The organism is Bacillus cereus group sp. BceL062 (assembly GCF_051780025.1).
GTDB classification, from domain to species: Bacteria; Bacillota; Bacilli; order Bacillales; family Bacillaceae_G; genus Bacillus_A; species Bacillus_A toyonensis.
Genome location: NZ_JBPWGY010000014.1, coordinates 190,064 through 201,573 on the forward strand (window position 1 = coordinate 190,064; position 11,510 = coordinate 201,573).

The following is an 11,510-nucleotide window of genomic DNA, read 5'->3' on the forward strand; positions in this document are numbered from 1 at the left end:
TTGATTTTCTTTATTCAACCCCGTTCGGATTATATGAAAACTGTTGCTTATTCTCAATCCGCTCAATCACATCTTGCAACTCATCTGGCTTCAGAAACTCAATAGGAGAGAAGCCTTTTTCAAACGTAAGTGTATCAGCCTCAATCATTAATACGTATCGGTCATTTACCTTCGCGATATGTATTTGATCTCCGAAATCAGCAAGCAGGGCCTTCACAGAGATATGATCTGCTTTTAGCTTTAATTCCACTTCTGGGGCGTGCTCGACGATTTGAGCGGTAGCTTCCATTACTTCTTCGGTTGAAAATTGTTCCATAATCTCCCGCTTCGGACTGGCAGCCCATACTTCCATTGCTTGGTCGAATTGTTCGCGTTCTTCCGTACCTTCTTCAAATACATCTTCAATTTGGTCATATACCATGTCCATTACTTGTGTTTTCATAATTTCAGGCATAGAGCGCTCGTATTCGACGAATTTTAAGAAGTCCTCAAAGTAGCGGGCGTGTGATGCTTGGTGAATTTTTAGCTCACCCACTTCGACCATACCTTCTTCAGGCATGTACGGATATTGGATAGATTTCATATTCTTCGTTGTGATGGCCATTTCGACGTTACGAATAAGCGTTGATTCATCTGAAATAGAGGCAACTTTCGGTTCAAAGTCACATTTCATAACGAATACGAACGGGTCATCAAAGTATTTACGTAGTTTTGCTTGAGCAATTAAAAATACACCACCACGAACAGCGCTTGTGTCAAGATATGTATAAACGAGAGGCTCGCTCATATCTTTGAAGTTTTCTTTTGTTTCTGCAAAACGAATACGATTAAATAGGTTGTAATGAGGGTTTGAATCGAGTTCGTGTCCTTCTTCTACAATAAAGCGCCCAATCTTTGTTGGGGCTTGTTCCGTTTTGGCATGACGTTCTACTTTTCGCTTTGAAATTTTTAATAATTCACCATTCAAAAATTCTTTTAAAGAGCTATCTTCATATTCTTCAGCGTCTAATGTTTGAAAATGTTTATAGCGTTTATCAACGGCTTCGCCTTTTCCTTCTACTTGTACAACATAAAAGGAAAGAAAATTTATTTCAAAATCCATATTTATCACCTTGTTTCATTTCGTTAACTCTTATCAGTATAGAGATGGAGAAAACTTTCGTCAATTTATATAAGGAAGGGGAGACCCTTCCTTATATATTTTTTATTTTCAAAATTAAAATCCGTCTTCTAACGCTGCAAATGGAATGTTAAGTCTGTTTTCTACTGTACGTAAACGTTGGTTTAAGCGATTTAGTCTACGTGTATGGCGCTCAACAGTATTTTCTAATTGACGTACTCTTTGCTCAAGCTCATTTACTCGTCGTTCTAGTTGACGGTTTCCAGTACCAGGGAAAGAGATTGGAAGTTGAAATTGTCTATTTTGGTCATATGGATTAACTTGTTCTGTTTGATCTATATATTGTTGGTATTGTGCTTGTAAATCATATTGAGGCTGATAACCGTATTGGTTATATGAATCATATGGATTGTAGGGGTACATAAAAACATCCTCCATTTCTTTAAAATAGGTTAAATACACGATACTGTATGTGTAAAAGCGGAGCAGTGGCACGGCAAATACCTAATTATATTTACGTGATTTACTTTTATAAATAAGAACAGGGAGTTGTTACATTTGTTTTTCATTTATTTAATGGTATATAATGGATGGAAGGGGAGAGGTTACATAAAGGTTACAAATTTGCTAAACTTACATTTTCATAAAAATATGTATAGACATTTACAAAAGAAAAGAGTAATTTAAATAGAGTAAAAAATAACTTGTAACATTTTATAAACATATTGTAAAATGATTGTAACAAAACATACATAAAAATGAAATAATACATAAAAGCAGTGTTGGGGAAAAGGAGAGAGTATATTGTTCCGTAAAATAAAGGGTATTTTAGTTGGGGTGCTATGCGTAGCTGTAGTGAGTGGTTGTGGTACAAAAGTAAGTGATGTTGCATTAGTAAGTGATATTGGTGGACACACTGTCGCTGCTAAAGCAGAAGTGCAGGATTCTATTAGTTTAGTTGATAGTCGAACAGGTACTGAAGTGAAAAAAATAGATTTGTCTAGTTTAGGCTATTTTGAAGACGAAGCAAAATTTAAAAAATCGGTAACGAAGGTTGCTAGTGAGGTTGGGAAAACCGTTGATAAAAAGATGGTTCCATCACGTATAGCACCTGATGGAAGTTGGCAAGAAGGAAAACCTTCTTATGAATTAATGGAAAAAGAATTAGTAGATAAATTGTTAAATGTTGGTATGTGGGATTCTTCATATCAGTTACCAATCACAGAGAAAAAGCCTACGGCAACATTAAGTGATGCGCAAGGAAGTGGTACGGTAATTGGTAGATATGAAACGAATTTAGGTGGATCAACAGGTGGTCGTATTGAGAATATTCGTTTGTCAGCGGCGAGCATAAATGGAGTTGTATTAGCAAAAGGAGACCGCTTCTCTTTTAATGCATTAATCGGTGATACAACGCCAGATAAAGGATATCAATTAGGAAAAGAAATTGTAGATGGTAAATTAGTAGATGGATATGGTGGAGGTGTTTGTCAAACATCTTCGACTTTATACAATGCAGCAGATCAAGCTGGTTTGAAAATGGTAGAGAGAACGACGCATTCTAAAACAGTAGGTTATGTGCCACAAGGAAGAGATGCTACAATTGCATATCCATACTTAGACTTAGTATTTGAAAACACGAACGACGCACCTGTGAAGCTTTATATGGGCATTCAGGGCGGAAAGTTAGTTGCTGAAGTACATAAAATGAGATAAGAGTTATAAAGTCACTTTTTCTGAAAGTTAGAAGAGGTGGCTTTTTTATTAAGAAAATAAAAATATGTATAAATTCTGACTTTTCTTATTTACATAGGGTGATTTTGGTTGTATTCTTCATAGTAACGGTTATATGTAATGGAAAAATATTGGGATAAGGAGATGGAGTTATTCATGGTACAAATTCATCCGAAAACACGTATTGGTCATGTTGCATTTAAAGTGAAAGATTTAGAGCGTCAAATTGCTTTTTATGAGAATGTAGTAGGCTTAGAAGTAATTAAACAAGAGGGGAATAAATCATATTTATCTGGAAAGGGTGGTAAGAATACGCTGCTTATTCTTGAAAAGTTGGAGAATGGGGCACTGCAAGAACCACGTACGACTGGTATATATCATGTTGCTTTTTTAGTTCCGACTCGTGAAGCTTTTGCTTCGGCACTATTTGGGGTTCTTCGTAATAAGAATGTAATTGATAGCCCGGCTGAACAAGAAGGGCGTTATACATATTCAAATGAAATTTTACCAATTTCAAGGTTTAATAGTGCAAGTGATCATACGTATAGCGAAGCGTTTTATTTACAAGACTTAGAGGGTAATGGGATTGAAATATATGCAGACCGCCCGCGCGATCAATGGGGAGAAGGGCCAGGAGGAAGTACACCACTTGATTTAAAAGAATTGGCAACGCTCGTTGATTATGAGTTTGCTGGTTTGCCTGCTGATACTGTCGTTGGACACGTACATTTACGAATAGCTGATGTAGAAAAGTCACATGAGTTTTATGTAAAGACTGTAGGCTTTGAGGTACAACAGCGTGAAGAGGATTGCTTATTTATTTCGGCAGGAGGCTATCATCACCATATCGGTGCAAATACGTGGAACGGAGTAAATAATCCGCACCCACCAGCACATGCAACTGGACTAAAGGTATATACGATTGTACTACCGCATAAAGAAGCGTTAGATGAAGTGAAAGAAAGATTAATAGAAAAACAACATGAAATAAATGAAACTACAAATGGATTTACAGTAGTAGATCCAAGTGGTATTACAGTACAGTTTGAAATAGAAGTAGCATAAAACAAGCCAGGAAGTGTGTAATCACTTTCTGGCTTGTTTTTAATTATTCATAGTTCAATCCAATACCTTCTTACAATATTTCCATCTTCCTCAATGAAATCATCACCACGAAGCCCGCCGTTATGCAAGATTGTTTTTTCTGATCCTGTATTCACTTCGTCACAAACGACAAGTACTTTCTCGATGTTTAATTCCTTCGTTTTTTCTAGCGATAACTCTAATAACTTCGTAGCATAACCTTTTCTTCTTTCAGAAGGGCGAATGCCATAACCGATATGACCTCCAGTGTTAAATAAATGTTCGGTTAAACTATGACGTATATTAACAACTCCTACAATTTTATTTTCATCTGTAACGAGCCAATACGTAGAGTCTGGTACCCAAGATTCAGGAAGGTTTACTCCGTTATGTGCATCGAGTAATTCTTGAATCATAGCCGGAAAGTTAGAAGGGTCCTTTGAAATAACCCACGGAATCATCGTTTCACCGCTATCTTTCCATTCGTTATAAAAATCTAAGTATTCTTCTTGTAAATCAGTAGTAGGTGTAATCAAAAAGACATTCATTGCTAGTAAGCTCCTTTTATTTATGTTTTATTTCACAAAAATCAAGGTAGAAAATGAAAGCGTTTTCTAACTTTCTCAACCTCATTTCTTGCACTTCATATGCAATTTTTAACTGAAGATAAGTAAGGTGTTGAACTTAAAGGTTTTTTTGTATGAGAAATAGGTTATCTTGTTTATGCTAATATTTAAAATATTAGCATAAAATCGTTGGGATAGTAAGTGAATTTTGATGGAATGTTTTTATATCGATAAATGGATGTGTGTGATAATTTTTGTTTTATCCATCTATAATGAATGAAAGGGGGAAGTGTTCGTGAGCTTACATATTGATTTTATTTTACGAATTGGTATTGCTGGTTTATTAGGAGCAATGATTGGTATTGAAAGGGAAATTCGATCAAAAGAAGCTGGATTAAAGACTCATTTCCTCGTAGCGGTAGGGAGCGCTTTAATAATGGTTGTTTCGAAATATGCCTTTTCAGATATTATGTTTGAAAATCATATGTCCCTTGATCCAAGTCGTATTGCAGCGCAAGTTGTTAGTGGAGTAGGTTTTTTAGGTGCAGGTACAATTATTATTCAAAAACAGGTAGTGAAAGGATTAACGACAGCGGCTGGTTTATGGGCTACAGCAGGAATTGGATTAGCAATTGGAGCGGGTATGTATGTAGTAGGGATTGGAGCTACGATTCTCGTTTTAATTGGGTTAGAGATTGTAAGTCGTATTTTTAAAGTGCGATTTTTATTTCCGCAAAATATAACAGTGCAAATTTGTATGAATAAACATGAAACGGTACAACAAATATTAGAGAAGCTTCATATGAAAGGTATTCCAATACTTTCATATGAAGTGGAATCTTTACAGCAAGATACAGGTGTAGTTTATAAGGTAGGAATGCAGCTGAAAAATATATCACCTGAAGAAAAGAATGCATTCATTCAATATATACAAACATTACCAGAAATAACATTTGTAAAGTTAAATTCATAGCGTTGAAAAAGAGGTTAGATGTAGCAGAAATTTCGCTATTATCTATCCTTTTTTTGACACAAATCGCATGGAGAGTCAAGCGTTAATTTTGCTATGAATGGATACATATGTGAACGTTACCTTATTTTTTCTCAATACAGAATAAATAGTCAGAATAGTAAGATATTAGTGCAGGGCACTAAAAAATGTAAGGTAGGGGAGAGTATGAAAGGCTATTCAAAAAAAGTTTTAGTAGGGGTAAGTTTTGCTAGTTTACTTTTAGGGAGTTTTCAAGGGAGCATATCGGCGGAAAATACTAAGGAAGAGCAAGTTTCTTATCGAAATGTGCTCAAAATGGAGCCAGTTGGTGTACAATTGCCAGTGCAAGAATTAGCTCATTCATCAAAAGTGCTAGAAAATAAGTCTTTTGAGAAAAGGCTACAATTTGCTGATTTATCGCAAAGACCGCCAGAAGTAAAAAAAGAAAGTAAACAATTAGCTGTAGCGAAAACTTATACAATTGCTGAATTAAATCAATTAAGCAATCAGCAATTAGTAGATTTACTTGTAACAATCGACTGGGAGCAAATTACGGAGTTATTTCAGTTTAATAAAGACAGTCTAGCATTCTATCAAAATGATAGTAGGATGCAGGCGATTATTGATAAATTAAAGCAGCAAGGGCAAACTTATACGCAAGATGATTCAAAAGGGATTGAGACATTAGTAGAGGTATTGCGATCCGGGTTTTATTTAGGATTTTATAATACAGAATTAAGTAAACTGAATGAACGAAGCTATCATGATAAATGCTTACCTGCATTAAAAACGATTGCGAGCAACCCGAATTTTAAGCTCGGTACATTAGAACAAAATAGAGTTGTATCATCATACGGAAAATTAATAGGAAACGCTTCGAGTGATGTGGAAACGATAACATCGGCTGCGAAGATTTTTAAACAATATAATGATAGTTTTTCTACATTGGTAGATAATCTTTCAGCTGGAAATGCGATTTACGATATTATGCAAGGTGTGGATTACGATATTCAATCATATTTGTACGATACGAGAAAAGTACCGAAAGATACAGTATGGTATCAGAAAATAGATAGTTATATTAATGAGCTAAGTCGTTTTGCATTAATGGGAACGATTACAGCGAAAAACGGATGGCTTATTAACAATGGCATTTATTATACAGGTAGACTCGGTACGTTCCATAGTACAGGGACGAAAGGGTTACAAGTTGTAACAGATGCGATGAACATATACCCGTACTTAGGGGAGCAATATTTCGTAGCAGCTGAGCAAATCGCGACAAATTATGGCGGAAAAGATGCAAATGGAAATATGGTTAATTTAGATCAAATACGAGAAGATGGTAAGAAAAAATATTTACCGAAAACGTATACGTTTGATGATGGTGCAATTGTTTTAAAAGCTGGAGATAAAGTGACTGAGGAAAAAGTAAAACGTCTATATTGGGCAGCGAAAGAAGTGAAGGCACAATTCCATCGTACCGTTGAAAGTGACCAGCCATTAGAAAAAGGGAATCCAGATGATGTATTGACGATGGTTATTTATAATAGTCCAGCAGAATATCAATTTAATCGTCAATTGTACGGGTATGAAACGAATAATGGTGGTCTTTATATAGAAGGAACAGGTACATTCTTTACTTATGAACGTACACCACAAGAAAGTATTTATAGTTTAGAAGAGTTATTCCGACATGAGTTCACGCATTATTTACAAGGTAGATATGAAGTGCCAGGACTATGGGGACAAGGTAAGATGTATGAAAATGAAAGATTATCTTGGTTTGAAGAAGGAAATGCTGAATTTTTTGCAGGAGCAACGAGAACGGATAATGTTGTACCGAGAAAGAGCATTATAGGAGGATTATCTTCAAATCCAGCAGAGCGTTATACGGCCGAGCGAACGTTAAATGCAAAGTATGGAACGTGGGATTTCTATAATTATTCCTTCGCTTTACAATCGTACATGTACAATAAGAGGTATGATATGTTTGATAAAGTTCATGACCTTATTAGGAAAAATGATGTGGCAGCATATGATGCATATCGCTCTGCGTTAAGTAAAGATGCGAATTTAAATAAAGAGTATCAAGACTATATGCAAATGTTAGTTGATAATCGTGATAAATATAATGTTCCGTTAGTATCAGATGATTATTTAGCAACGCACGCATCGAAACCAGTTTCAGATATTGCAGCAGAAATTACGGCGGAAGCAAATGTAAAAAATGTATCTGTAAAGAAAAATAAATCACAGTTCTTTAATACATTTACACTACAAGGAACATATACAGGTACTGCTGCAAAAGGAGAATATGAAGACTGGAAAACAATTACACAAAAGGTGAATGATACGTTAAAACGTTTAAGTGCAAAAGAATGGACAGGCTATAAAACAGTAACAGCTTATTTTGTGAATTATCGTGTGAATGCATCAGGACAATTTGAGTATGATGTTGTGTTCCATGGTATGAATACAGAAGAAGGAGCTGTGAATAAAGCGCCGGTCGCAGTTATAAATGGTCCGTATAGCGGAAATGTGAACGAAGCAATCTCTTTTAAAAGCGATGGATCAAAAGATGAAGATGGAAAAATTGCTTCTTATAAATGGGAGTTTGGAGACGGTACTGTAAGTAATGAACAAAACTCAACGCACATTTATACAAAAGAAGGAACATATACAGCGAAATTAACAGTAACAGACGATAAAGGAGCAACTAATACTGCTACAACGAGTGTGACAGTTAAAAAGAAAGAAGATAACAGTGTAGAAAAAGAGCCAAACAATTCATTCCAAACAGCAAATAAACTGCAGTTGAATCAAATTTTACGTGCTAGTTTAGGAAATGGTGATACAAGTGATTTCTTTGAAATAAATGTAGAAACAGCTAAAAACATTCAAATCAATGTAACGAAAGAAAATAATATTGGAGTAAACTGGGTTCTTTATTCGGAAGCAGATTTAAATAATTATGTTACGTATGCCCAGCAACAAGGAAATCAACTAGTAGGTAGCTACTATACGTATCCAGGGAAATATTATTTACATGTGTATCAGTATGGTGGGGGAACAGGGAATTATACGGTAGAAGTGAAGTAGTAAAAGGGAATTTGTTTTTTTCGATGAATAGCAAAAAGATCTATGCTTTTAATGAAAAAACAACTGTAGACAATGACTCTAATGACATTAACAAATTAAGTGTCGAGAGATTTTATATTTAAATTAAACAGATCTGAACAGTAAATGAGATGAAATCGAAAAATTATTAGTTCATCAAAATGTAAGAAAAGTAGTGAATTTTAAGTACGTTTAATTAAAGGATCAGAGTTTGTCTATTTTTACAGATAAACTCTGATCCTTATTATTTGAAAGTAAGATAATTGATACGTAAGGTAGCGGAATTTTTAAAATTCATTTATTTAAAAAGTTAAGTAGAAAATTTTTATCATCTAAATAACTTTCATTACATTAGCAGGGGATACTAATAGAAAAACGTGTCCCTTTACCTAATTCACTCTCTATCTCTATATCTCCGTTTAATTCTTTAATAATACTGTAAGCAATCATAGTACCAAGTCCAGTCCCTTTTTCTGTTGTTGAATAAAACGGCAAAGCAATTCGTTTTATTTGTTGAGATGACATTCCAATACCTGAATCAATAATGTTAATTATAATATTTCCTTTTATTTTTTGTATATTTATTTGTAAAACTCCACCATTTTTCATAGCCTCAATTCCATTTTGTATGATGTTGTTTAGACAGAGTCTGAATTTTTCGGGATCCCCATTTATATAAAAGGAATCTGTACTATTTTGTTTTATTTCAACTTTGTATGATAGAGCGAGTGGTGAAATAGTGTCTTTCACCTGATTTAAAATGTAATTAATATCTATTTTCTCTTTTAGGGTATTCTGTGGTTTGGTTAAAGATAAATAGTTATTGATAGTAGATTGTATTTGCTGCATTTCAATTAACATGATTTCTAAGTACTGATCCTGAGATAGCTTAGAGGCATGTTTTTCATTTAATAATTGAGTGAATCCATGTACCGTGGTTAGTGGATTGTGGATTTCGTGTGCAATTGACGCCGCTAGCTCACTAGCTATATAAAATTTTTCAGCCCGTTGCAGTTTTTCTTTCATTTTATATTTCTCAATCATTCCCTCTATTAAATAAACTGATAATAATACTGTGAAAATATTAATGATTATATAATTTAATAAAAATTCTATGAGAGTAGCGTCTATTTTACCTCCTGTATTTATTTGAGTTACAATACCGCAGATAGAAAGTGAAGCTGTACATACTAAAATAAGGAGTAAGCTTAATAATATCTTTTTTTCTTTAAAATGCATAGGTAATAAGTAACGGAAGAGCATTGTTATACCAGAAATAATTGTAAAGATAATAAATGATGGAAGAACGCCATTTCCACCTAAGTAAAAGCGATAAGAAAGATATAAAATTCCTATAAGAACAATGTTTTTTGTATTTCCATACAGAAAAACTAATATGATAGGAATAAAACGTAAATCATAAATAAAGCCAGCATGTAAATGAAAAGGAAAAGTCATACAAAAAATAATAGCAATAGAGGAGAGAGTAGAAATTAACATATTATTACATGTTATTTTTTCTCTAAATTCTAGCCAAAATACGTGATAGCAAAGGATACAAATTATTATAATAAAGGTATTTAATAAGAGAGTAGAAATTCCCATAGTTTTGCATCTCCGATAGTTTGTAAGTAGGATTATGTATAAGTTGGACCTAGATGTTTAGTATTAGTAGACTTTCTATCTAAAAAAGGAAGGATAATTGAAAAAATGTTATTATATTACTCGTATTAGAATTGATGAGGAAGATAGAAAAAATAATAGATAAAAAATCTACTTGAATTTATGTACATATGAAATTAGAAAATAACTTTTGTATAGATAAAATTGGGATTGAATTACTGGTAAAATAATGGGTTTCTGAGTGTGAATATTCTGTGAAAACAATATATATGACGACCATTATTTTGTAGCTTTCGTTATATTAACATGGAATTTACCGAATTACAAAGTGAAAATTTAAAATTTTTTTATTCATATAATTTATCTGAAATGAAAACACTGTTCACTCGAGTATTGTGGTAATGAATCGTATACATTTTGTGTGAAAAAACCTTTGAAATTAACATGTTCTTTTTTATAAAACATAATACTGTAGCTTTATCTATGTGAGTTACTTAATAAATATCAATACGTAAAGTTATTATATGTATATTTAAGGATATGAATTATTACATAAAAACGCACTTAAAAAAGAATGTATGATGGTAATAGAATACAAACATCAAGGGGGAGCTTAAAATGAAGTTAAATAAACTAGTGCTTAGTTGTGGAGTGATTTCGGCATTAACACTTGGTGTGTTAGGGAATAATACTTATGCTGAAGAAGTGCACAAAACGAATGATGCAATTAATATAGTTGAACACGTTCCTGCAGACATATTATTAACTCAAACAATGGATTATAGTGGAGAGGCTGTCACTTCTTTTGTATATAATGGGAGTACTGATTTAAGCTTCTTTATGAAAAATAATGGCCAAAATACAATGGGGTATAGTGTAAAAGGCCCAAATACGGAGTTAATTGTTGGTGGTTATATAAAACCTGGAGAACAACAAATTAATGTTACAAATGTACGGAATGCTTTATCTCCATTACCGATTGGAACATATAAAATTTACGTTTCAAATGATGATGGTTCTAAGGGACAATTCCAAGTTGCAGTAAGATCTATGAATTAAATTAAAAAAAACTTGTTTATGAGCTGATTTAATTTTTACTTTCTGGAAAGAGATGATATTGACCCGAGAGTCCCCCATAAAAGTAAAAACGAGCATCCTTATGTGAAGTGACCCCTAAAAGTTAGACACGGTTATTTCATTAGGCAGCTTGATCCAAATGAGTCCGGTATTGCACCGGGCTCATTTTTAATTTTGCCTTTATCCGTTTCGTATT

9 protein-coding genes are annotated in these 11,510 nt (G+C 33.7%); 5 read left to right on the forward strand and 4 right to left on the reverse strand.

Going from position 1 to position 11,510, the window contains the following annotated elements; translation table 11 throughout:
* Window positions 1–10: 10 nt before the first annotated feature.
* Both ACS2MN_RS26505 and ACS2MN_RS26510 read right to left on the reverse strand, forming a co-directional pair.
* The gene (locus ACS2MN_RS26505) at window positions 11–1,102 is read right to left on the reverse strand and encodes a DUF3900 domain-containing protein (RefSeq protein ID WP_098954112.1); all 1,092 of its coding nucleotides are present in this window, start codon (window positions 1,100–1,102) and stop codon (window positions 11–13) included.
* A gap of 114 nt (window positions 1,103–1,216) precedes the next feature.
* Window positions 1,217–1,543, reverse strand: coding sequence for a hypothetical protein (locus ACS2MN_RS26510; RefSeq protein WP_000283717.1), 327 nt, complete (start codon window positions 1,541–1,543; stop codon window positions 1,217–1,219).
* A 381-nt stretch (window positions 1,544–1,924) separates the two neighbouring features.
* Here ACS2MN_RS26510 and ACS2MN_RS26515 point away from each other — a divergent pair, with 381 nt between their 5' ends.
* Together ACS2MN_RS26515 and ACS2MN_RS26520 are read left to right on the forward strand one after the other, a co-directional pair.
* The gene (locus ACS2MN_RS26515; protein ID WP_000488650.1) at window positions 1,925–2,836 is read left to right on the forward strand and encodes a VanW family protein; all 912 of its coding nucleotides are present in this window, start codon (window positions 1,925–1,927) and stop codon (window positions 2,834–2,836) included.
* A gap of 174 nt (window positions 2,837–3,010) precedes the next feature.
* Window positions 3,011–3,919 carry a VOC family protein gene (locus tag ACS2MN_RS26520; protein WP_088055883.1) on the forward strand — a complete coding sequence of 303 codons (909 nt, stop codon included), beginning with the start codon at window positions 3,011–3,013 and terminating at the stop codon, window positions 3,917–3,919.
* A gap of 47 nt (window positions 3,920–3,966) precedes the next feature.
* On the opposite strand, the gene ACS2MN_RS26525 is transcribed toward ACS2MN_RS26520, so the two are convergent.
* Window positions 3,967–4,485 carry a GNAT family N-acetyltransferase gene (locus tag ACS2MN_RS26525; RefSeq protein WP_001100447.1) on the reverse strand — a complete coding sequence of 173 codons (519 nt, stop codon included), beginning with the start codon at window positions 4,483–4,485 and terminating at the stop codon, window positions 3,967–3,969.
* A 313-nt stretch (window positions 4,486–4,798) separates the two neighbouring features.
* Between ACS2MN_RS26525 and ACS2MN_RS26530 the strand changes: the two genes are divergently transcribed.
* A complete protein-coding gene (locus tag ACS2MN_RS26530; protein WP_000052096.1) occupies window positions 4,799–5,476 on the forward strand; it encodes an MgtC/SapB family protein in 678 nt (225 codons plus the stop codon).
* A 204-nt stretch (window positions 5,477–5,680) separates the two neighbouring features.
* A complete protein-coding gene (gene colA / locus ACS2MN_RS26535) occupies window positions 5,681–8,596 on the forward strand; it encodes a collagenase ColA (protein WP_200203217.1) in 2,916 nt (971 codons plus the stop codon).
* A gap of 369 nt (window positions 8,597–8,965) precedes the next feature.
* Here colA and ACS2MN_RS26540 read toward each other — a convergent pair whose 3' ends face one another.
* Entirely contained in the window at window positions 8,966–10,219 is a 1,254-nt protein-coding gene (locus ACS2MN_RS26540) for a sensor histidine kinase (RefSeq protein WP_000513007.1), read from the reverse strand.
* A gap of 636 nt (window positions 10,220–10,855) precedes the next feature.
* Here ACS2MN_RS26540 and ACS2MN_RS26545 point away from each other — a divergent pair.
* On the forward strand, window positions 10,856–11,296 hold the full coding sequence (locus ACS2MN_RS26545) for a hypothetical protein (RefSeq protein ID WP_000773514.1): 441 nt from the start codon (window positions 10,856–10,858) through the stop codon (window positions 11,294–11,296).
* Window positions 11,297–11,510: the final 214 nt, after the last annotated feature.